The 22,739-nt window shown below is 61.6% G+C and carries 18 protein-coding genes, 1 tRNA gene and 1 pseudogene; 11 read left to right on the plus strand and 9 right to left on the minus strand.

Annotated elements, in window-relative coordinates; genetic code table 11:
- Positions 1 to 27: 27 nt before the first annotated feature.
- Entirely contained in the window at positions 28 to 771 is a 744-nt protein-coding gene (locus IB264_RS33240) for an SDR family oxidoreductase (protein ID WP_025428061.1), read from the minus strand.
- Positions 772 to 869: 98 nt separating this feature from the next.
- Here IB264_RS33240 and IB264_RS33245 point away from each other — a divergent pair, with 98 nt between their 5' ends.
- Positions 870 to 1,775 (plus strand): AraC family transcriptional regulator, encoded by a 906-nt coding sequence (locus tag IB264_RS33245; RefSeq protein WP_025428060.1) that lies wholly within the window; start codon positions 870 to 872, stop codon positions 1,773 to 1,775.
- Between the two features lie 192 nt (positions 1,776 to 1,967).
- Here IB264_RS33245 and IB264_RS35705 read toward each other — a convergent pair.
- Positions 1,968 to 2,108, minus strand: a pseudogene (locus IB264_RS35705) (TetR/AcrR family transcriptional regulator); the annotation flags it as partial.
- Positions 2,109 to 2,508: 400 nt separating this feature from the next.
- On the opposite strand from IB264_RS35705, the gene IB264_RS33255 reads away from it, so the two are divergent.
- On the plus strand, positions 2,509 to 3,960 hold the full coding sequence (locus IB264_RS33255) for a DUF1254 domain-containing protein (protein WP_025428058.1): 1,452 nt from the start codon (positions 2,509 to 2,511) through the stop codon (positions 3,958 to 3,960).
- A gap of 211 nt (positions 3,961 to 4,171) precedes the next feature.
- Positions 4,172 to 4,858 carry a GNAT family N-acetyltransferase gene (locus IB264_RS33260; RefSeq protein WP_309141688.1) on the plus strand — a complete coding sequence of 229 codons (687 nt, stop codon included), beginning with the start codon at positions 4,172 to 4,174 and terminating at the stop codon, positions 4,856 to 4,858.
- 290 nt (positions 4,859 to 5,148) lie between these two features.
- Here the strand turns inward: IB264_RS33260 and IB264_RS33265 are convergent.
- From IB264_RS33265 to xylF, 4 genes are all read right to left on the minus strand, one after another.
- Positions 5,149 to 5,225 (minus strand) — tRNA-Arg (locus tag IB264_RS33265).
- Positions 5,226 to 5,619: 394 nt separating this feature from the next.
- Positions 5,620 to 6,405 (minus strand): ATP-binding cassette domain-containing protein, encoded by a 786-nt coding sequence (locus tag IB264_RS33270; protein ID WP_025428054.1) that lies wholly within the window; start codon positions 6,403 to 6,405, stop codon positions 5,620 to 5,622.
- 15 nt (positions 6,406 to 6,420) lie between these two features.
- On the minus strand, positions 6,421 to 7,746 hold the full coding sequence (locus IB264_RS33275; protein ID WP_025428053.1) for a sugar ABC transporter permease: 1,326 nt from the start codon (positions 7,744 to 7,746) through the stop codon (positions 6,421 to 6,423).
- Between the two features lie 340 nt (positions 7,747 to 8,086).
- The gene (gene xylF, locus IB264_RS33280) at positions 8,087 to 9,124 is read right to left on the minus strand and encodes a D-xylose ABC transporter substrate-binding protein (protein WP_025428052.1); all 1,038 of its coding nucleotides are present in this window, start codon (positions 9,122 to 9,124) and stop codon (positions 8,087 to 8,089) included.
- Between the two features lie 576 nt (positions 9,125 to 9,700).
- Between xylF and IB264_RS33285 the strand changes: the two genes are divergently transcribed.
- Positions 9,701 to 10,921: an ROK family transcriptional regulator gene (locus IB264_RS33285; protein WP_025428051.1), complete on the plus strand. Its 1,221-nt coding sequence runs from the start codon at positions 9,701 to 9,703 to the stop codon at positions 10,919 to 10,921.
- 132 nt (positions 10,922 to 11,053) lie between these two features.
- The gene (locus tag IB264_RS33290) at positions 11,054 to 13,420 is read left to right on the plus strand and encodes an EAL domain-containing protein (protein ID WP_025428050.1); all 2,367 of its coding nucleotides are present in this window, start codon (positions 11,054 to 11,056) and stop codon (positions 13,418 to 13,420) included.
- A 96-nt stretch (positions 13,421 to 13,516) separates the two neighbouring features.
- Here IB264_RS33290 and iolG read toward each other — a convergent pair whose 3' ends face one another.
- Entirely contained in the window at positions 13,517 to 14,509 is a 993-nt protein-coding gene (gene iolG / locus IB264_RS33295) for an inositol 2-dehydrogenase (protein WP_025428049.1), read from the minus strand.
- A 44-nt stretch (positions 14,510 to 14,553) separates the two neighbouring features.
- On the opposite strand from iolG, the gene IB264_RS35475 reads away from it, so the two are divergent.
- Positions 14,554 to 15,120, plus strand: coding sequence for a hypothetical protein (locus IB264_RS35475; RefSeq protein WP_309141689.1), 567 nt, complete (start codon positions 14,554 to 14,556; stop codon positions 15,118 to 15,120).
- A 7-nt stretch (positions 15,121 to 15,127) separates the two neighbouring features.
- On the opposite strand, the gene IB264_RS33305 is transcribed toward IB264_RS35475, so the two are convergent.
- Both IB264_RS33305 and IB264_RS33310 read right to left on the minus strand, forming a co-directional pair.
- The gene (locus tag IB264_RS33305) at positions 15,128 to 15,568 is read right to left on the minus strand and encodes a hypothetical protein (RefSeq protein ID WP_025428047.1); all 441 of its coding nucleotides are present in this window, start codon (positions 15,566 to 15,568) and stop codon (positions 15,128 to 15,130) included.
- Positions 15,569 to 15,663: 95 nt separating this feature from the next.
- Complete coding sequence (locus IB264_RS33310) at positions 15,664 to 16,644, minus strand: LysR family transcriptional regulator (protein ID WP_025428046.1); 981 nt, start codon at positions 16,642 to 16,644, stop codon at positions 15,664 to 15,666.
- A 280-nt stretch (positions 16,645 to 16,924) separates the two neighbouring features.
- Between IB264_RS33310 and chvE the strand changes: the two genes are divergently transcribed.
- From chvE to IB264_RS33335, 5 genes are all read left to right on the plus strand, one after another.
- The gene (gene chvE, locus IB264_RS33315) at positions 16,925 to 17,992 is read left to right on the plus strand and encodes a multiple monosaccharide ABC transporter substrate-binding protein (RefSeq protein WP_025428045.1); all 1,068 of its coding nucleotides are present in this window, start codon (positions 16,925 to 16,927) and stop codon (positions 17,990 to 17,992) included.
- A gap of 99 nt (positions 17,993 to 18,091) precedes the next feature.
- Entirely contained in the window at positions 18,092 to 19,627 is a 1,536-nt protein-coding gene (gene mmsA / locus IB264_RS33320) for a multiple monosaccharide ABC transporter ATP-binding protein (protein WP_025428044.1), read from the plus strand.
- A complete protein-coding gene (gene mmsB / locus IB264_RS33325; RefSeq protein ID WP_025428043.1) occupies positions 19,627 to 20,835 on the plus strand; it encodes a multiple monosaccharide ABC transporter permease in 1,209 nt (402 codons plus the stop codon). The genes mmsA and mmsB overlap by 1 nt, the downstream gene beginning before the upstream one ends.
- A gap of 171 nt (positions 20,836 to 21,006) precedes the next feature.
- On the plus strand, positions 21,007 to 22,002 hold the full coding sequence (araD1, locus tag IB264_RS33330) for an AraD1 family protein (protein WP_025428042.1): 996 nt from the start codon (positions 21,007 to 21,009) through the stop codon (positions 22,000 to 22,002).
- Positions 22,003 to 22,077: 75 nt separating this feature from the next.
- A partial coding sequence (locus IB264_RS33335) for an aldehyde dehydrogenase family protein (RefSeq protein WP_192435202.1) occupies positions 22,078 to 22,739 on the plus strand: 662 nt, incomplete at its 3' end.

Consider the following 22,739-nt stretch of genomic DNA (forward strand, 5'->3'; position numbering starts at 1 on the left):
TGTCGGCGGATGACGCCGCCCTCGGTTTCAGCTCGCGCGCGCCAAAGCCACGGCGTCGGCCCCCGCCGGGAAATGCAGCTGTTCCGACGTATCATTTGCAGCGCGCCATACCGCGTCCGCCACATCGCTCTCCGTGGTAATCAGGGCCGGGTTTGCAAAAGCGGCAAAGATCGGCTGCGCGAAGGCCGCATAGGTTTCAGGGATCAGATCTTCGATGCGCACGCCGACATTTTGCGAAAACCGCGTGCTCGGAGCGTAGCCGGGCTCGACCAGTTTGGCGCGCACGCCGAAGGCGCGAAGCTCGTGGGTAAGCGACCCGGTAAACCCCTCGATTGCCGTCTTGCTGGCGGTATAGGCGGCGGCAAGAGGCATGGCGGCGAGCGTCACGCTTGATGTCACATTGACCACGACGCCGGACCGCCTGCGGCGCAATTGCGGGATCACCGCCTGTGTCATTGCCATGACGCCGAACGTGTTGGTCTCGAAGATCTTCCGCACATGAGCCATCGGCGTTGCCTCGAAAGCCCCGACCACGCCGATACCGGCATTGTTGACGAGCGCATCAATCGGACCGCTTACCTCCAGTGCCACCGAAATGCTGTCGGGGTCGGTGACGTCAAGCTGCACGATACGCATGCGCTCCGACCGGGGCAGGATATCCTCGCGCGGCGTGCGCATGGTCGCGACCACGTTCCAGCCGTTGGCGTGAAAGAGGCGGGCGGTTTCGAGGCCGTAGCCGGACGAGCAGCCAGTGATCAATACGGTTTTCATGACAATTTCCTTGTTCGGTTCAGATGGTGTCATGATACCGAGCGAAAACCGGACGATATATAATTGAAAGTCCGTATTTGATTTGCGATAGTCCGGAAATGATCGATCCACTCTCGGAAATCATCACGCTGCTGCGACCCCGCGCAGTGTTTACGAAAAGCATCAGCGGTGCCGGCCGCTGGGGCGTGCGTTATTCCGATTTCGGTCATCCCGGCTTCTGCACCGTTCTCGAAGGTGCCTGCCGTCTGGCGGTCGACGGTCAGGACGTGCTGGCGCTTGAGGCGGGCGATTTCGTCCTGCTGCCGACAACGCCGGGCTTCACCATGTCGGGCTTCGAGCCGGTTACCCCTGAATTCATCGACCCGAAGGCAACACCTGATCCGGGCGACGAGGTTCGCCACGGCGACCTCGATGGACCGCCAAGCGTGCGGCTGCTCGGCGGCTACTTCGTCTTTGCAACGGAGGATGCGGGATTGCTGGTGTCGCTGCTGCCGGCGCAGGTGCATGTGCGCGGCGCCGAGCGACTTTCGATCCTGGTTCGGCTGTTGACAGAAGAAGCCGCCGAACAGCGCGCCGGTCGCGATCTGGTGCTGGCGCGCCTGGTCGAAGTGCTGCTCATCGAGGCGCTGCGGCTGACCCAGCGGCCGGACGCTCCGCCGGGATTGTTGCGCGGGCTCGCCGATCAACGGCTGGCGGAAGCGATCAGGGTGATGCACGGCAACCCGGCGCGCTCCTGGACAGTGGCCGAGCTTGCGAAGGCGGCCGGGCTCTCTCGTTCGGCGTTCTTCGAAAGGTTCACGCGCAATGTTGGCCTGGCGCCGATGGAATACCTGCTCGCCTGGCGCATGGCGATGGCAAAGGACCTGCTGCGCAGCCACAACGCCGAAATCGCCGATGTCGCCGAACGGGTCGGCTACGGCTCGGCCAGCACCTTCAGCACCGCCTTCAGCCGGCACGTTGGACAGGCGCCGGGACGGTATGCGCGGGCGGGTGCAGAGGGGTAGTCGCTCGGCGCCAGCCGATATGCTGTGCCAATCTCCCGATGCGTATCGATAGATTTGTTCTGCCCTTGAGTGTTTTGGCTCGCTATAGCCTTGGGTGTCGTGCAGCGCGGCTCAGTGTCGGAGTAATCGGGACGGCAGAAGGGATTTGGTTTCCAACGTTACTTGGAAATCAACTCGTTGCGCGCTTCCTGGTGTCCTGCTGACCATGGCCACGATGATCTCAAAGAGTTCGTCTTGCGCCTGCTGAGCGGTGATTTCTGCTGTCGCTGCGGCATGGGACAAGGCGTCGGCGGCGCCCAGCATCGCCCAGAAGCTGGACTGCATGATACCTCTAGGCTGAAAGCGTCGGATGCCCGGTGCTTTCTCCCGCGCAGAAAGAAGATCTCGTAGAACTTTCCCACGGCGAACGCTCTGTTTTAACACCGCCATGACGCGACAGGGCAAGCCCTTTAAGGCGCAGGCGACACACATCGCGCTAACACGATGAGGGGGCTCTTTCGCCCATTCCTGAAAACGTACACGCTAACCAGTGGTCGCTGAGCCAAAGTACGCTCCACCCTCAGTCGTCCAGAGCATTCATGATACTCCGGCCCCGCAGGACGATGGGCCGCCAAGGAGGGGGCGAACGCCGTAAGTTACCGTAACGTACTTGCTACTACGGAGCTTTGCGAAAAGGCTGCCTCGGGCGGGCATCACCCACGTGAGCCGTTAAATAAAGCAACGGGAGAACACCATGAACAGGCACGTGATCGGTCTGTCCCTAGGACTAGTTTTAGGGCAGTCAGCGATGGCTCAGGCCGCGCAGCCCGCTCTTACCGAGGCAGAGGCGCACTCTATTGCCGTGGACGCCTATGTGTATTTCTACCCGCTGTTGTCCATGGACATCAGCCGAAAGACATTCACCAACGTCGAACCCGGCAAGGAATTCGGGAAGGGTCCGATGAACGTCTTCACCAACGTTCCCGAGTATCCTCCGGCGGATTTCAAGGGTGTGGTCCGCCCAAACTTCGACACGCTGTATTCCTCCGCGTGGCTCGACATGACGAAGGAGCCCGTAGTCATCAGTGCTCCGGATACCGACGGACGCTATTACCTGCTTCCGATGCTGGACATGTGGACGGATGTTTTTGCGTCGCCGGGTTGGCGGACCACGGGCACAACCGCAGGGACATTCCTTGTCACGCCGCCGGGCTGGAGACCCGACTTGCGCGACAAGTTCATTGAGGAGTTCAAGCTCCCCGAGAACACCCAGCGAATTGAAGCGCCGACGACGCATGTCTGGGTTATCGGTCGGACAAAGACCGACGGCCCGGCTGACTACGATGCCGTACACAAGATCCAAGCGGGGTACAAGGTTACGCTCCTATCGGACTGGGGCAAGTCAGCGAAGCCGGTTGAGGTTAAAATCGATCCCAGCGTCGACATGAAGACACCGCCAAAGATCCAGGTCGATACGATGGACGCTGGCAAGTATTTCGCATATGCCGCCGAACTGCTCAAGGTCGAGCCGCCCCACCTGACCGATCAACCGATCCTCGCGGAGATGAAGAAGATCGGCATCGAACCCGGCAAGAGCTTTGACATGAGCAAGCTCGATCCGACCGTACAGAAAGCCTTGGAGAGCGCGCCGCAAGTCGCCCAGAGACTGATGGAATGGAAGCTGGCGACGTTGGCGAGGGTAGAGAACGGCTGGTCGATGAATACCGATACGATGGGAGTATACGGCAACTACTATTTGAAGCGGGCCATTGTTGCGCAGCAAGGCCTTGGCGCGAATCTGCCGGAAGATGCCATCTACCCTCTCAATCTCGCCGACGAGTCAGGGCAGCCGCTCGATGGCGCGAATAAATACACGATAGCGTTCGAAAAGAATGCCATGCCGCCCGTCAACGCTTTCTGGTCGATCACGCTGTACGACGCAGCCGGATTTCAGGTTGGCAACAGCCTCGAACGTTTCGCACTCAGTAGCTGGATGCCGTTCAAAGACAACGCAGATGGCTCGCTTGATCTCTACATTCAAAACGAGTCCCCCGGTCCGGATAAGGAGGCCAACTGGCTGCCTACACCGAAGGGAGCGTTCACTCTGACGATGCGCATGTACGCTCCGAAATCCGAAGCGCTGATCGGAAAATGGAATCCGCCGCCCGTCAGGAAGGTGCAGCTTCCGGCCCTGGCTACTCAGTGAGTTTTCGAACAGCAAACCTCGGCTGGGAGACAACTCGGGCTTGAGATGTGTTTTGCCAGTGGCCGTGTGAACGGCTACTGGCAAAAACCTAGTTTGTGGCAATCCGCAACTCTTCAACCAACAGCTCGAATTTTCGGCGGTCTTCGTCTGACAACCGAAAAGCGCTGGCAGATAGTCAGCAAGACCTTTTTCGACTACAGTTGATTATAGCGTGAGCACAATCCACGAAGTTCGATGGAGCCACTGGGCAGGAAAATTTCCAAATGCCAGCGGGCGATTGCTTGAGCCCGACTCGATCCCGGCCTCCTTTTCGGCGTCCATGGAACTCGGGAAGGAGCGCCCGCTTTGCCGATGCAAAATTTGTGAGTGGGGCACAGAGGTGGAACAGAACTCGGAGATCGGCCCAGCCGGGCCTGACGACTTCCCTGCCATTCGAGCCTTGTGCAACAGCTTCATCGACTGGTGCCGGTCACGCTACGGCGAAAACGCTTGGTTCGTCGACCGCTATTACACACCAGAAGAATGGGCCGCGCTCCTGGACAGCCTGCCGAGGATCCACTCGGCTCCACATGGCGAGATCCTTGTTGCCCGCCTGAACGGAAAGGTGGTCGGTTGTGTTATGATGCAGCGGATCGATGAACACACATGCGAGATGAAGCGCATGTTCATCAGCCCCGAGGGCCGAGGCTTAGGGCTGGGCCGCCGTCTCGCCGAAAACATCGTGCGCGTGGCTGCTGAGCGGGGCTACGCGACCATGCGGCTGGATACCGGCCGCAACCACGATGAGGCGCTGAGCCTCTACCGCTCTCTCGGATTCCAGGAGATCGCGCCTTATTACGACGCACCTCCTGAACTGTGCAACCATCTCATCTTCATGGAAGCCCCTCTGGCGGGATAGCTTCTTGGCACGCCATGGCCGCAGATACCGCGTTTGTATCAACTCGGCGACAACACGAGGACAAATGGCAGCGGCTGGCGGTAACGAGCGGGCTCGCAGAGGATCGTCTTCTTGAGGGGGTGAGGATGCTCAAGGCGCGCGAGCCACGTCAGCCTGTCACGGACATACTGGCTGGGCAGTTCATGACGTCTTCGGCGGAAATACGGCCCTGGGCAACTGATAGAAGGAAAACGTCCGGTCGGCGGCGGGCGCGGACCTAGCACCATCATTGTTCTGGAATGGTGGAAAGATGGCGCACCCGACAGGATTCGAACCTGTGACCTTTGGAATCGGAATCCAACACTCTATCCAGCTGAGCTACGGGTGCATCCGTTTGCAGCAAGGCCGCCGAAGCGGACTGTGAGCGGTTCATAGCTTAGCTTGCGCGTCGCTTCAATGGTGAAATGACGGAGTTCGCAGGGGAATTTGCGAGCGGCTCACAAATTGATGCGGAAGCCAGCCGATGGTCGAGCTTTGGAATGGGCCTGATGTGGCTGCCGGGCGGGGCGGGACAAGCTGTGCCCTTTGTGTCAGGCATGGCGGTGCGGGTGAGGGGAAAGGTCGGGCATGCAGAATGGATCAGTGGGGATGTCGAGGTGGTCTGCACCGGAGTCGAACATGACTCGTAAAGCGAGCTGAAGCCCTTGAAGCTTGCTACTCGGTTCCGCTTAAACCGATGAAACACATGGCCCGGCGATTGCCGGGCCATGTGGCGTCGTTGGTTAGGCGGTCTGCATGGCGCCGGGGCCGGGGATCGCCTTGGGCGGGACCTTGCCCATGATGATCATGCCGAGCACCTCGTCCTTGGTCACATCCTCTGTGCGGGCCTGGCCGACGACCTGGCCGTTCTTCATCACCGAGACGCGGTCGGCGAGGTCGAAGACGTCGTGGATGTCGTGGCTGATCAGGAAGATGCCGATGCCTTCGCGCTTCAGCTGCTTGATCAGCTCGCCGACCTGGGCGGTTTCCTGGGGCCCGAGGGCTGCCGTCGGTTCGTCCATGATCAGGATGCGGGCGTCGAACAGGATCGCGCGGGCGATCGCCACCGACTGCCGCTGGCCGCCCGAAAGCGCCTTCACCGGTTCCTTGAAGCGCTGGAAGTTGGGGTTGAGACGCCCCATGACTTCGCGGGCCTTGGCCTCCATCGCCACGTCGTCGAGCGTGCCCCAGGGGGTGCGCAGCTCGCGGCCGAGATAGAGGTTGGCGGCCGCATCGACGTTATCGGCGACGGCAAGCGTCTGATAGATCGTCTCAATGCCGTATTTCTTGGCGTCGCGCGGGTTGCTGATGTCGGCGGCTTCGCCATTGATCAGGATCTCGCCGCCGTCGCGCTTGTAGGCGCCCGACAGGATCTTGATCAGCGTCGACTTGCCGGCGCCGTTGTGGCCGAGAAGCGCCACGACCTCGCCGGGGTAGAGGTCGACGGAAGCGTTGTCGACCGCATGGATGCCGCCGAAGGAGATGGAAATGTTCTTCATTTCCACGAGCGGAGTGCGTTGGTCTTTCATTGGTCGGACTCCTTCTTACTTGGCACGGGCGCGGTAGATCGTGTCGAGCCAGACGGCGACGACAAGAACCACGCCGACGACGATGCGCTGGAACGGCGAGTCGATCCCCAAGAGCACCATGCCCGACTGCAGCGATTGCATGACGAGTGCGCCGATCATCGCGCCGGCGATCGTGCCGACGCCGCCGGCAAGCGACGTGCCGCCGATGACCGCGGCTGCGATCGTGTAGAGCTCGTCGAGCTCGCCTTGCGCGTTAGTTGCGGCGTTGAGGCGGGCCGTCGAGATCGCCGCGGCGATGGCGCAGAGCACGCCCATCAGCATGAAGATCTTGACGGTGACCCAGCGGGTCTTGATCCCCGCCAGTTCGGCTGCCTCAGGATTGCCCCCGAGCGCAAAGACATAGCGGCCGAAGCGCAGGCGAGTGGCGATGAATGTCATGACGATGCCGACGGCGATGGCGACCAGCACGGGGATGGCGATACCGTGCGAGATGAGCAAGCCGCCGTCCGGCCAGGCGATGCCGTTGGCGTCGGCATATTTGCGAGCAATGTTGACCGGCCAGTAATAGTGGTTGGCGATCGCCACCGCGCCCATCACCAGGATGCAGCCGAGGATGCCGAGGAAATATTCGGCCCAGACCGGGCGCAGCGGAAAGCCGAAGCGCTTGCGCTGCTTGCGCGAGTTGAGGATGGCCCCGACGATGGCGATACAGGCGATGATGCCGACAATCCAGCTGGCTGTCGCCCCGATGGACCCCTCGGTGCCACCGCCCATCAGGCGGAAGGTGGAATTCATCGGTGCAACAGTCTGGCCGCTGGTGACGAACCAGGTGGCACCGCGCCAGACGAGCAGGCCGCCGAGCGTGACGATGAAGGCCGGCACGTTGAGGAAGGCGATGATCGAGCCCTGGAGCGCGCCGATCGCGGCGCCGACGGCGATGCCGCAGGCAAGCGTGATGATCCAGATGGCGGGATGCTCGAGCCCGAGATATTGCGGCAGGACCTTGACCTGCATGACCGCCATGATCATGCCGCAGAAGCCAAGCACGGAGCCGACCGACAGATCGATGTTGCGGGTGACGATGATCAGTACCATGCCGGTCGCCATCACGGCGACGGACGAGGTTTGAACCGTCAGGTTCCAAAGGTTTCTCGGCGTCAGAAACAGGCCGCCGGTCATGATCTCGAAGCCGAGCCAGATGATGGCCAGCGCGCCGACCATGCCGAGCAAGCGGGTATCGATCTCGGTGGCGCGGAAGAAGCGCTTCACCGGGTTCTCGTCCGCGTTGCGGGCACGGTTGGCCTGGCTCTGTGTCTGATTGCCTTGTGTGATGTCGGCCATGGACGTGCCTTCCCCCCACTTTCTGTTGATGTCACCGCATCCGCCGGCGCCAAAGACCGGAATGGGACGCGACAAGTCTGATGATGAAGACAGTTGTCGAGCGCTTCTCTCGTTCGTGCCAACGCGTGCCTGAAGGTCTTACAGCGCCGCGTGTGAAATATGACGCGCTAAGGACGCTGTAAAACTTCAAGCATGCTTCATGATCCTCTCCTCAGATCGCTTCCGATTTAAGGGATCATGCAGCGGGCATTGTCCGCCCCGGTCACACCTTGCGCAAGCGCCGCAACGGGTTGCGTTGCGGCGCTTGTCGAAGGTTAGAGCTCAACTCTGTCCGGGCGGCTTATTTGCACGCAGCGACGTCGCCCTTGACGCCCTGGCAAGCTTCGTCCTTGGAGATCCAGCCGGCGTCGATGACGACGTTGAGGTTCTCCTTGGTGATCGGAAGCGGTGCGAGGAAGACCGACTGCATGGCGACGCCCTTGGGGCCGCCATTGAAGGCCGTCACGCCGGCGATTTCTTCCATCTTCTTGCCGCTCGCCAGTTCGGCGGCGATTTCGGCTGCGCGCTTGCCGAGTTCACGCGAGTCCTTCCAGACCGAAACGGTCTGGGTGCCGAGGGCGACGCGGTTGAGGGCTGCCTTGTCGGCGTCCTGGCCGGAGACCGGAACGGAGCCGGCGAGGCCCTGGGCATCGAGGGCTGCAATCGCACCGCCAGCGGTGCCGTCGTTGGAAGCGACGACCGCGTCGACCTTGTTGTCGTTTGCGGTCAGGAACTGCTCCATGTTCTTTTGGGCATTTTCCGGCTTCCATCCGTCGGTGTAGGCTTCACCGACGCTCTTGATCTTGCCGGCGTCGACAGCTTCCTTCAGCACTTCCATCTGTCCGGAGAACAGGAAGTCGGCGTTCGGGTCGGCAGACGAGCCCTTGATGAAGACATAGTTGCCTTCCGGCTTGACCTTGAACACTTCGCGAGCCTGCATGCGGCCCACTTCCTTGTTGTCGAAGGTGATGTAGAAGGCGGCCGGATTTTCGATCAGGCGGTCGTAGCCGACAACCGGAATGCCTTCGGCGGCAGCCTTTTCGATGGCCGGGCCGATGGCGTCGCTATCCTGTGCAAGCACGATCAGAGCGTTGGCACCCTGGGCGATCAGCGACTCGACGTCGGTCAGCTGCTTGGCAGCGGAAGACTGGGCGTCAGCGGAAATGTACTTGTCGCCGGATGCCTCAAGTGCTGCCTTGATGGCGGCTTCGTCGGTTTTCCAACGCTCTTCCTGGAAGTTCGACCAGGAAACGCCGACCACCAGATCCTTGGCGATGGCTGCGGAATGCATCGACGCGATGATGGCAGCCCCTGCCATCAGCTTCAAAACGGATTTCATTTCATCCTCCCGAGTGGCGGCCGGCTGAGCGTGCGAACCTCCCGCACCATCCTCGACCAGCCTTGCAACGCTGTCGAAATGCCACCGTAAACATCGTCCGGTTTTATTTTCTCGACAGTCGAGAAAATGAATGTCAGAGAATCCACGGCCTGTCAACACGGCCGACCCGGTTGCGTATGGACTGCCGATGCGCCGGTTTCCTGGGCTCGTCACCGGGGGTGCGGTGAGGGTCCGGGTGAAACGGACGCAGGCGGGAAGGGGATTGTTGTGTCATTTCAACAGTTCCGGCCGCCAAGCTCGGGTCGGGTGCCGCGTGATTTGCCGGCGACCCCGCTCGGTCTTGATCAATGGCCGTGCGTTTCAGCTCTGATGACAGCCTTCTCGCTCAGCGCCGAGCAAGTTCATTGCCACTCATCGCTGCCGGAAAGGGTCTGTGGATTATTTCTCGACAGTCGAGAAAATCAATGGCAGAGATTGACGAGGTGTCGACAAGGCGATCAGTGCCTTGCCTCGCCGTGCAACAGATGCTTTGGGAGGGCATGTGTTCGAAGGACCCGCCACCGGCAAGGACGTATGATGCTGACCAAGTCCAGCACTGAGCTCGTGCGTCAGCAGAACAGTGCGCTGGTCCTTGCCGCGCTCCGGCGCGCCCGCAATCTCTCGCATACCGAAATTTCCGCCGCAACCGGGCTCGCCTCGGCGACGGTGTCGGCGATCACGGCCGAGCTCGAGCGCGCCGGAGTGATCGCCAAGGCGGAACAGCATGTGCAGGGCGGACGAGGGCGCCCGCGCGTCCTGTTCACGCCACGTCGCGACTGCGGTTACATCGTCGTCGTGCGTATCTCTTCGGATGTGGTGCAGTATTCGCTGACCGACTATGGCGGCACGCTGCTCGACCGCTTCGAGGAGGGCCGCAATCACGACCAGCGCGGCACGGACGCGTTTGCGCGCACCTTCGTCGAGGCGCTGGAGCGCCTGCTGCAGCGCTCGCGCCTGACGCGCGACCGCGTGCTGGCCATCTCCATCAGCAGCAAGGGGCTGGTCGACGCCGATACGGACGCGGCACGGCTGCTCTGGTCTCCGGTGTTCGGCAGCGAGCAGCTCGACTTTGCCGCGTTGCTTGCGCCGGAATGGCGAGCGAGGGTGATGCTCAACAATGAGACCCTGCTGGTGGCACAGGCGCTGGCGGCCGAAGCGGAGCGCGCGCCGGACGGCGGATTTCGATCGCTTGCCGCCATCTCGCTCGGCCACAGCATCGGCCTCGGCGTTGCCCGCAAGGGCAGGTTCGGCGAGATCGACGTGACGGCGCCGAATTTCGGCCACATGCTGCATGCGCCATCGGCCGGACTGTGCCGTTGCGGCGCCTATGGCTGCATCGAAGCGGCTGCCGGTTTCTACGGCATTCTGCGGGCCGCCTTCGAAGTGCCGGCCGACACGATCCCGGCGAAATTCGTGCCAATTGCCGAAATGGACAAGATCGCAGCGAGTGCGCGCCAGGGGCATCGCATGGCCGGCTATGCCTTTCGCCAAGCTGGCATCGCGCTCGGCAACGGCGTCTCGCGCATGCTCAGTCTTTACGAGCGTATGCCGATCTACGTTACCGGCCCCGGCACGCGCTACTTCGATCTCTTGCGCGGCGGGTTGGAGGAGGGCGTATCCCAGTCACTCCAGCTCAGGCTTCAGGGCGCGCCCGAGATATCGGTCGTGCTCGACGAACAGCGGCTCGTGTTCGACGGCCATCTCGAGCGTGCTCTGGGCAAGATCGACAGCGAGATTGCTACGGCCGGATCGCACTAAGGAACAGCCGCTTTGGCGAGACGGGCGAGGCAACCATTTTTGGGGTTGTATCAAGGGCGAACAAACCAGCTAATACAATTTACAGTTATTTAGCAACTCCTTGTCAATGTGACATTGACGCGGGAGACGATGATGTTTTCAGTGATTGCATGCATACGCGATGATCACGATTGGCGTCTGGTGCTGGTGGCGGCCGTGGTTTGCCTGGCCGGTTGCGTCGCAACCATGCTGTTGCTGCTGCGTGCCCAGCGAAGCGAAGGCAGTCAGCGCGGTCTTTGGACCGCCGTCAGTGGTTTTGCCTGCGGCATCGGCGTCTGGTCCACTCATTTCATTGCCATGCTCGCCTATGATGGCGGGATGACGGTTTCCTATGGCGCCTGGGGGACGACGCTTTCGATCGTTCTCGCGATCGCGGCCGCCTGGGTTGCTTTCACGGTCGGGCTTGGCGCTCGCTCGCACTACGCCCTTGCATCTAGCGGTGTCATCCTGGGCGGCGGCATTGCCGCCATGCACTTTACCGGCATGCAGGCGCTCGAGATGCCGGGACACATTGTCTACGATGCAAGGTTCACGGTTTTCGGCATCGTCGCCGGCACCCTGCTGGCGATGGCAGCGCTGCATGCGTTTCATGTGCTGCGCAACGCCCGCAGGCTTGTCGTCTCGACGCTGCTGCTCGTCGTTGCCATCTGCGTCCTGCACTTCACCTCGATGAGTGGCATCACGCTGGTACCGGCGCCGGATATTCCGGCAGCCGATACCATCCATCCGGCCTGGCTTGCCGGCGGGGTCATTGCTGCCTCGACCATGCTGATCATCCTGGCCTTCGGCGCGCTGTTCGTCGATCGGCATCTGACCGACCTGCGCGGGCTTGCCAATGCATCGCTGGAAGGCATGGCCATCGTGCATGAAGGCCGCATCATCGACACCAACGAGCGTTTTGCGCGCCTGACGGGATGGAAGGTTTCGGAGCTCACCGGCCGAGATCCGGCGGAGGTTTTCGCCTTCGGTGAGGAAGGGCTGCAGAGCCATCATCGCGGCGACGGCCCCGGCGAAATCGATCTGATCAATGTGGCCGGCCAGTCCGTGCCGGTCGAGTTCATGTGCCGGACGGTCGAGTATCGCGGCCGCGAATGCGAGGTGATCTTCGTGCGCGACCTCAGCGCGCGCAAGGAAGCCGAGCGCACTATCGAGCATCTGGCCCACCACGATGTGCTGACCGATCTTCCCAATCGTGGTTTCTTCGACCGGCGCCTGGCCCAGGTCATGACGGTGGCGGCGGCGAAGAACGAGCAGCTTGCCATCCTTTGCCTCGACCTCGACCGCTTCAAGGCCGTCAACGACATTTTCGGCCATGGCGAGGGGGACCGCATCCTCATGAAGGTCGCCGACATCCTGCGCAAGGCGGTCGGCGAGGGGGATACCGTCGCCCGGCTGGGCGGCGACGAGTTTGCCATTCTTCAGGTGGGTGGCGAACAGCCCGACGCGGCGCGTCACCTGTCGGACCGCATCCTGACTTATTTTGCCGCCGAGATGGATACGAACCGCGATCCGACCGCCGTCGGCGTCAGCATCGGTGCTGCGATCTACCCTGCTGATGGCGACACGGCTGACCGGCTGCGCAACAATGCCGACACCGCTCTCTACCGCGCCAAACAATCGGGCAAGGGGATCGCCTGCTTCTTCGACACGGAAATGGACGAGACCGTGCGCACGCGACGGCAGATCGAAAACGACCTGCGCCATGCCGTGCTTCGCCGGCAGCTCTTCCTTGAATATCAACCGCTTGTCGATCTGCGCGGCGATCGGATCCTGGGCTACGAGGCGCTCTTGCGCTGGATGCATCCGGAGCGTGGCCTCATCAGCCCCGATGTCTTCATCCCGATCGCCGAGCAAAGCGGTTCGATCATCCAGATCGGCGAATGGGTGCTGGAGCAGGCCTGCAGGGAGGCGGCGAAATGGAACGAGCCTCTACCGGTTTCGGTCAATATCTCGCCGGTGCAGTTCCTGCTTCCCAATCTTTTCGATCAGATCTTTGGTATCCTGCGGCGAACGGGGCTGGAGCCGCGCCGGTTGGAGCTGGAGATCACCGAGGCGGCCCTTCTGCACAATCGCGAAGACGTTCTCGCCACCCTCGGACGACTGAGGATACATGGGGTGCGCATCGTCATGGATGATTTCGGCACCGGGCATTCCTCGCTCAGCAACCTGCAGACGTTCCCGTTCGACAAGCTGAAGATCGATTGCAGCTTCACTGCCGTGATCGACAAGGACCCTTCGGCGCACGCGATCGTCAGGGCGATCATTGCGCTTGGCAACAGCCTCAACCTGCCTGTCGTAACCGAAGGCGTGGAAACGGAGCGGCAAAGGCAGATCCTGGTCGACGAGGGCTGCCTCCAGGTTCAGGGCTTTCTCACTGGCAGGCCCGGCGTTGCCCCGAGCACCGGGCAGGAGGAGCAGTCAGGCGGATGGGAGAATGCGCCATTGCGCGCGGACGGCTGAGGCAATGAACTGAAACACGAAACGGCCGGGCGTGTCGCGCCCGGCCGTTTGTCTTTGCCAAACGGAAACCCGCTTCGCACTTTTCCTCGAAATGCTTTACGCGACGCTGATCTGGCGCTTTTCGATGACCGACTTCACGGCTGCGTCGGCAAGCGCGAGCGCTGCCAGGCCATCCTTGCCCGACGGGGTGATTTCCGTGCCCTTTTCGATCGCGGAGATGAAGCTCTCGATCTCGTTGGCATAGGCTTCGGTGTAGCGGGTCATGAAGAAATCGTGCAGCGGCGGGCGGGTGTAGCCTTCGCCATTGGCGATCTCGATCGACACCGGGCGCTGGTTTTCCGCCGAGACGACACCCTGGGAGCCGTGAACCTCGATGCGCTGGTCGTAGCCGTAGGTGGCGCGGCGCGAGTTGGAGATGATCGCCTGTTTGCCGGAGGCGGTCTGCAGGATGACGGACACACTGTCGTAGTCGCCGGCTTCGCCGATTGCCTTGTCGACGAGGACGGCGGCGGTCGCCGTTACCGATACGGGCTCTTCGCCGAGCAGGAAGCGCGCCATGTCGAAGTCATGGATCGTCATGTCGCGGAAGATTCCGCCCGAGCGCTTGATGTAGTCGACCGGCGGCGCGCCGGGATCGCGCGAGGTGATCGTCACCATCTCGACGTCGCCGATCTTGCCGGCGTCGATTGCCTGCTTGACGGCCATGAAATGCGGGTCGAAGCGGCGGTTGAAGCCGACCATCAGCTTGCCCTTGGTCTCGGCCACCACCTTCATGCAGGCCCGCACGCGATCGACATCGAGATCGATGGGCTTTTCGCAGAAGATCGCCTTGCCGGCGCGGGCGAAACGCTCGATCAGGTCGGCATGGGTATCGGTCGGCGTGCAGATGACAACGGCGTCGATATCGGCCGATTTTTCGATTGCCTCGATGGTGCGGACCTCGCAGCCATAGGCCTTGGCGATGGCATCGGCGGCGGCCGGAAAGGCGTCGGCCACGGCGACGAGCACGGCATCGGGATTGCCGCTGACGGCCTTTGCGTGAACCTTGCCGATGCGTCCGGCGCCCAGAAGACCAAATCTCACTGTCATCTCTGTCTCTCTCGAAATCCGGTCCTCGACCGGGAAGGTGCGTGATGATCGGCGCTCATCGCGCAAAGGCGCCGCGGAGGGGCAATTCCGCGATTGGGTTGCAAGGTGGTTGTCAGCGATGGTGCCCGAGCGGATGCCGCGCGCTTTCCTCTCCCTTGCCCGACCGTTTCTTCCGTGCGGGCGTCCGGCGCCATCTGTTCGGAATGAAATGGTCGAAGAAAACAATTTCGGAATTTTTATTCTATTTTCATGGTGCCCGTCAAGGGCGTGATGCGGTCGCGGGCTTGCGGCGGCCGGTGGATTTCCCCTACAAGACATCCGTTGCCGATCACGAGCGCAAGCACCCAGAGGACAGGATGATCAAACTCATCGACCCGGACCACGCCTTTTACCGTCCCTTGTGGCGGCGGGTTTTGATCTTTTTAGTCTGCGCCGGCTGGGCGGCGCTCGAATTCTATCACGACCAGCCGTTCTTCAGCATCATCGCTCTGGCGATCGCCGCCTATGTCGGGTCCTCTCTGCTGCTGTTTTACAAGCCGACAGACAAGACTGCCGGTGCTGAGGGCTCGGCGTCAAAAGACGAGACGCCCAAGGCTGACAACGACGCGTGAGCGGCGGTCAGGCCGCCTGCAATTGGCGCGACGCCTCGTCGATGAGCATGTTGGCGAGTTTCATCCGGACCGTCGCATTGGCGCGGTAGTCCTGCGGCAGGCGATCGGGATGATTGGCGGCGGCGAAGCTTCGCCGCTTGGCAGCGAGCGTCGTCAATGTCTCCCCTTCACCAAGGTCAAGTTCCTCGGCGACTTCGGCAAGGCTGATGCGGTTGAGAAATTCCGGCATCGGCTCTATCGGCGGCGGCTCGACGAAGGACGCATCGAAATAGGCTCGCTCGACGGCGCTGCGCGCAGCAGACGCGCTGTCGGCGCCGCCGGCGACGAACGTGGTTGCGAACAGAGGCGTGCGCGACGTCGCGAAAACCTCCGCATTGGCGGTCTCTTCCTCGTCTTCTTCCGTCTTCAGCCGCTCGAGCACGGACTGAAACACCGACATTCCGAACATGCAGCCTCCGCTATCCCGGCGCAAAATGCCGGATGGAGATTATCCCAGGCTGATCAACTTGATCATGCCCAGGCTGATCAACCAATGCTGGCTGATCATGCTCGTCCCTGTTTGAGAATGAGGTCGTAGAGCAGCTTGGCGCTCGGCGGCAGCGCGCGTCCCTCGGCGGTGATCAACCCATAGGGCTTGATGCGGATCGGGATCTCGGTTTTGAGGATGCGGATCTCGCCGGCCGGCGTGCCGTTGTCGGCGATCAGGTTGGCGACATCGAGCGCCACCGGCGCAATCGCATTGGTGTTGCGCACGATCGACAGCGTCAGGATGATCGACGAGGTGTTGATGACGGTCGCCGGTAGGCGCACACCCGCGGACATGAAGCTGTCTTCGACGGCGCGGCGCAGCAGCGTTCCCGGCGGCTGGAACACCCAGTCGTAGGCGGGCAGATCTTCGGCGCCGGCAATGGGCTTGTCGAGCAGCGGATGGCCGTCGCGCACGATCAGGCAGACCTCCTCGTAGCCGATCTCGACCATGTTGAAGAGCCGCGGGCTGAGATCGTCTGGGATGCGTCCGACGACGAAGTCGTGGCGGGCGGCGAGCAGCTCGCGCGTCAGCACATTGCTGTTTTCGATCTGGATGTTGATCTCGATGCCGGGATAGGCGGTGATGACCTGGCGGATTGCCGGAACGGCGAGGTTGAGCGCCGGCCCGGTCACCGAGCCGATCGACACCGAGCCGCCGCTGCCGGTCTTCAGTTCGCTGATCTCGCGCGAGGCCTCCCGCAGTTCCAGAAAGATCGTGCGCGCCCGCCGCGCCAACGCCTGGCCGTAGCGGGTCAGTTCTACGCCGCGTGCCACTCGCTCGCAGATCGGCGCCTTCAGGATCGTCTCGATCTCCGCCAGCATGCGCGAGGCGGCGGGCTGGGAGATGCCGAGCGTCTCGGCGGCCGCACTGATGCGACGATGATCGTCGATCGCCAGGATCAGCCGGAGGTGATTGATCTTCAGCCCTGAGCGAAAGAGCCCGCTGTCGAACTGTTCGGCGGCAATCCCTGTCGTGCCGGGCTTTCCTTCTTTCATCATCGTGGGCAATCCAGTTTTCAGGATGTTTCAAAAATCACACTGTTTTCGAGTAGTATATCAATATTGGTATGGTAGCAAAGCGATATTGTATTTGACAGTTATGGCTTTTGATTCCAGTTTTTCCCCATGTGCCAGTGCATGTGGGAGCATGCGGGCGGGGAGGACTTCCTTCACCTGGATCCACCGCCGGAGACGCGATCTCCGGGCCGGTGGATCGCTGCGCATAGGACGGGGAGGCTGCGGGCCTGCCGGCTTCAACACTTTTGGGAGAGACCAGATGAAATTGATTACTTCGCTTCTCGCAGCGGCCGCGATCTCCGTCGCGTCGTTTGCTGCGCCCGCCTTCGCACAGGACAAAGGCACGGTTGGCATTTCCATGCCGACGAAGACCTCGACCCGCTGGATCTCCGATGGCGAGACCATGGAGAAGCTGTTCAAGGAAGCCGGTTACACGCCGGACCTGCAGTTTGCCGACGATGATATTCCGAACCAGCTCGCCCAGATCGAAAACATGGTGACCAAGGGTGCCAAGGTTCTCGTCATCGGCGCCATCGACGGCACGACGCTTTCCGACATCCTGCAGAAGGCCCATGACGCCGGCGTCAAGGTCATCGCTTACGACCGTCTGATCCGCGATTCGGGCAATGTCGACTACTACGCCACCTTCGACAACTTCCAGGTCGGCGTGCAGCAGGCAACGTCGCTGGTGCAGGGCCTGAAGCTCGACGGCGCGACCGAGCCGAAGAACGTCGAACTCTTCGGCGGTTCGCCTGACGATAACAACGCCTTCTTCTTCTACGACGGTGCGATGTCGGTCCTGCAGCCGCTGATCGACAGCAACAAGATCGTCGTCAAGTCCGGCCAGAAGGGCATGGACCAGGTCGGCACGCTGCGCTGGGATGGTGCCGTTGCCCAGGCCCGCATGGAAAACCTGCTGTCCTCCAACTACACCGATGCCAAGGTCGATGGCGTTCTGTCGCCCTACGACGGCCTGTCCATCGGCATCATCTCGGCGCTGAAGGGCGTCGGCTATGGTTCCGGCGACATGGCGATGCCTGCCGTTACCGGTCAGGACGCCGAACTGCCTTCGGTCAAGTCGATCCTTGCCGGCGAACAGTATTCGTCGATCTTCAAGGACACGCGCGAACTCGCCAAGGTCACGGTCGGCATGGTCAATGCGATCATGGAAGGCAAGGAGCCGGAAGTGAACGACACCAAGACCTATGACAACGGCGTCAAGGTCGTTCCGTCCTACCTGCTGAAGCCGGTCGCGGTCGACAAGTCCAACATCAAGGATGTGCTGGTCTCCTCCGGTTACTACACCGAAGATCAGATCAACAACTGATAGGATGACGCACCTGAGGGTCCGCGATCCATCGCGGACCCTTTTATCCCGGTGAGGGAGCCTGTACTCTCTTGCCGACTGCCGCTGGAATGACTGAACATGGACAATATCATTCTCGAAATGCGTGGCATCACCAAGACGTTTCCGGGCGTCAAGGCGCTGGACAATGTCAGCTTCAAGGTTCGCGAAGGTGAGATCCACGCTCTGGTCGGTGAAAACGGTGCCGGCAAATCGACGCTGATGAAGGTACTGAGCGGCGTCTATCCCGCCGGCACCTATGACGGCGAGATCTACTACGACGGCGAGCCTCGCCGCTTCTCGACCATCTCTGACAGCGAACATCTCGGCATCATCATCATCCACCAGGAACTGGCGCTGGTTCCGCTGCTGTCGATCGCCGAAAACATCTTTCTCGGCAACGAGATCGCCACCAATGGGGTGATCCATTGGCCGCAGACCTTTGCCCGCACGCAGGAACTTCTGAAAAAGGTGGGCCTGAGCGAGCCGCCCGCCACGCTGATCACTGACATCGGCGTCGGCAAGCAGCAGCTGGTCGAGATCGCCAAGGCGCTGTCGAAGAAGGTGCGGCTGCTGATCCTCGACGAACCGACCGCCTCGCTCAACGAAAACGATTCTGACGCGCTCTTGAAGCTCTTGATGGAGTTTCGCGCGCAGGGCATGACTTCGATCATCATTTCGCACAAGCTGAACGAGATCCGCAAGGTCGCCGACCAGATCACCATCCTGCGCGACGGCGGAACCGTTGAAACGCTCGACTGTCAGACCGAGGATATCGGCGAAGACCGGATCATCAAGGGCATGGTCGGTCGTGCGATGGAAGATCGTTACCCGCCGCGCGAGCCCAAGATCGGCGAGACGCTCTTGGAAGTGAAGAACTGGAACGTCTTCCACCAGCATCACCGCGACCGGCAGTTCCTGCACGACGTCAATTTTACCGTGCGCGCCGGCGAAGTCGTCGGCATCGCCGGCCTGATGGGGGCGGGGCGAACCGAAACGGCGATGAGCATCTTCGGCAAGTCCTGGGGGCACAAGATCACCGGCGACGTCCTGATGCGCGGCAAGCCGGTCGACGTCAGCACCATCCCCCGCGCCATCGACGCTGGTCTCGCCTATGTCACCGAAGACCGCAAGCAACTGGGTCTCGTGCTGATCAACAACATCAAGGAGAACACCACGCTCTCCAACCTGAAGGCGGTGGCGTCCAACGGCGTCATCGACGATCGCAAGGAGGTCAAGGTCGCCTCCGACTATCGTTCGAAGCTGCGCATCCGCTCGCACTCGATCTATCAGGAAACGGTCAATCTTTCCGGCGGCAATCAGCAGAAGGTGGTGCTGTCGAAGTGGCTGTTCACCAATCCGGAAGTCCTCATCCTCGACGAGCCGACACGCGGTATCGATATCGGCGCGAAGTATGAGATCTACACCATCATCAACCAGCTTGCAGCCGAGGGCAAAGGCATCGTGATGATTTCATCGGAGATGCCGGAACTGCTTGGAACCTGCGACCGCATCTACGTCATGAACGAGGGCCGCATCGTCGCCGAGCTTTCAAAGGCCGAAGCGAGCCAGGAATCCATCATGCGTGCCATCATGCGTTCAGGGGAGAAACACTAATGGTCGCCGATACGAGCACCCAACCGAACAAACCCTCGATCGGGGACTATCTCAAGAACAACATCCGCGAATACGGCCTCCTGGTCGCGCTCGTGGTCATCATGCTGTTCTTCCAGTTCGTCACCAACGGCGTGCTGTTCCGCCCGGTCAACATCACCAACCTGGTGCTGCAGAACTCGTTCATCGTCATCATGGCGCTGGGCATGCTGCTGATCATCGTCGCCGGACACATCGACCTTTCGGTCGGCTCGATCGTCGCCTTCATCGGGGCGATATCGGCGATCATGCTGGTCAAGTGGGGCCTGCCGGCCTTCGTCGTCATTCCTGCCTGTCTTGTTGTCGGCGGCATCATGGGGGCGGCGCAGGGTTACTGGGTCGCCTATCAGAAGATCCCGTCCTTCATCGTCACGCTTGCCGGCATGCTGGTCTTCCGCGGGCTCACCTACGTGGTGCTCGGCGGCCGGCCGATCGGTCCGTTCCCGAAGGAGTTTCAGCTGCTTTCGACAGGCTTCGTTCCGGATTTCCTCTACTTCCTCAATCCGAGGCCCGACCTCATCCAGAACATGGTGGCGCTGGTGGCGGTGCTGGCACTCGTCGGCTACGCCATCTATGCGGGCGTGCGCAATCGCCGGGTCAACGAGCAGCACGGTAGCGAAAACGAGCCCTTCGTCTTCTTCGCCATCCAGATGGCGGTCATCGCCGTCGTTGCGCTGTTCATCGGCTATCAGCTTTCGACCTATCGCGGCCTGCCCAACGTGCTGATTGCCATGGGCGTGCTGATCGCGCTCTATACCTTCGTCACCACGCGCTCGACGATCGGCCGTCGCATCTATGCCATGGGCGGCAACGTCAAGGCGGCGAAGCTCTCCGGCATCAACACCGAGCGGCTGACGTTCTACACCTTCATCAACATGGGTGTTCTGGCCGCACTTGCCGGCATGATCATCACCGCCCGCCTCAACTCGGCAACGCCGAAGGCCGGCCAAGGCTTTGAACTCGACGTGATTGCGGCCTGCTTCATCGGCGGCGCCTCAGCGTCCGGCGGCGTCGGCAAGATCATCGGCGCGGTGATCGGGGCCTTCATCATGGGCGTGATGAACAATGGCATGTCGATCATGGGCATCGGCATCGACTACCAGCAGCTGATCAAGGGTCTGGTGCTGCTCGCTGCCGTCTTCTTCGACGTCTACAACAAGAACAAGGGCTGACCAGCGACCGAACGGCCCGGATCGAACCAGTACCATTGAACGGGCAGCTCCGGCTGCCGGGAGTGACAGCCCGGACTGTCAGGATTGGGTGGCGAGAGCCACCCGAGGGGCCGCGGTTTGCCTGAGATCAGGCGCGAGCAAGGCCCGAACGATGCAAGGAAGGACAGGATCGTGCTGATTTCTCAGATCAGGAACGAAGACGGATCGACAACGGTCGCGGTACGCGCGCCGGGCGAGGTTGCCCGCGCAGTCAACGGCGCGGCGAGCGTCTATGCACTGGCGATGGACGCGGCCAATGCCGGGCGTAGCCTCAAGGACACGATCGAGGCAAAGGGTCTTGGTGCTGCCGTCGATCTCGAAAAGGCCTATGCCGAAGGCCGTCTTCTGCCGCCGATCACCCACCCCGACCCCGCGCACCTGCATCTGACCGGAACGGGGCTGACGCATCTTGGTTCAGCCGCGACCCGCGACGCCATGCACAAAAAGACGACCGAGGCGGCGGAGGAGACGCTGACCGACTCGATGAAGATGTTCCGCATGGGCCTTGAAGGCGGCAAGCCGCAACCGGGCGAAACCGGCGTGCAGCCGGAATGGTTCTACAAGGGTAACGGCACCTCCGCCGTCGCGCCCGGTTCGGCGCTCGTCTCTCCGGCCTTTGCCGAAGACGGTGGGGAGGAGCCGGAGATGGCCGGCATCTACGTGATCTCTGACAAGGGCATGCCGTTCCGTATCGGCTTTGCCGTCGCCAACGAGTTTTCCGATCACAAGACCGAGCGGGTCAACTATCTCTGGCTCGCGCATTCGAAGCTGCGCCAGGCGAGCTTCGGGCCGGAAATCCGCGTCGGCGCAGCACCCGACGATATCAGAGGCACCTCGCGTATCCTGCGGAGCGGCAAGGTTCTGTGGGAAAAGCCGTTCCTATCGGGCGAAGCCAACATGTCGCACAGCTTTGCCAACCTCGAGCATCACCATTTCAAATATGGCCTGTTCCGCCAGCCGGGGGACATCCACGTCCACATGTTCGGCACGGCGACGCTCTCCTTCGGCGATGGTATCCGCACGGAAGAGGGGGATGTCTTCGAGATCGAGGCTGCCGAATTCGGCCTTCCCTTGCGCAATCCGCTCGCAATCGCCGCCGCCGAACCGGTCGCCATACATCAGCTCTGACATATGCGGTATGCCAGTGGCAGGCCGCGACAGGCGCGGTTGCCCGCGAAAAGTAGATGAAGGAGGCTGAGGCCCATGACATTGCACCAAAACCTGATTGCCGGCGAATGGGTTGGCGGTGATGGCGTTGCCAATATCAATCCGTCCGACACCAACGACGTGATCGGGGAATATGCCCGCGCCTCGGCCGAGGATGCGAAGGCGGCGATTGCTGCGGCCAAGGCGGCCTTTCCGGCCTGGTCGCGCTTCGGCATCCTCGAGCGTCATGCGATCCTTCGAAAGACCGCCGACGAGATCCTGGCGCGCAAGGACGAGCTCGGGCGACTGTTGTCGCGCGAAGAGGGCAAGACGCTGGCGGAAGGCATCGGCGAGACCGTGCGCGCCGGCCAGATCTTTGACTTCTTTGCCGGTGAGGCGCTGCGATTGGCTGGCGAGGTCATCCCCTCGGTGCGCCCTGATATCGGCGTCGAGATCACCCGCGAGCCGGTCGGCGTCGTCGGCATCATCACGCCATGGAATTTCCCGATCGCCATTCCCGCCTGGAAGATCGCGCCGGCGCTCTGCTATGGCAACACCATCGTCTTCAAGCCGGCCGAACTGGTGCCCGGTTGCTCCTGGGCGATCGTCGATATTCTCCATCGCGCCGGCCTGCCGAAGGGCGTGCTGAACCTGGTGATGGGCAAGGGCTCGGTCGTCGGCCAGACGATGCTCGACAGCCCCGACATCCAGGCGATCAC

The sequence above is a fragment of the Ensifer sp. ENS11 genome (assembly GCF_014851895.1).
Lineage (GTDB): Bacteria > Pseudomonadota > Alphaproteobacteria > Rhizobiales > Rhizobiaceae > Ensifer > Ensifer canadensis.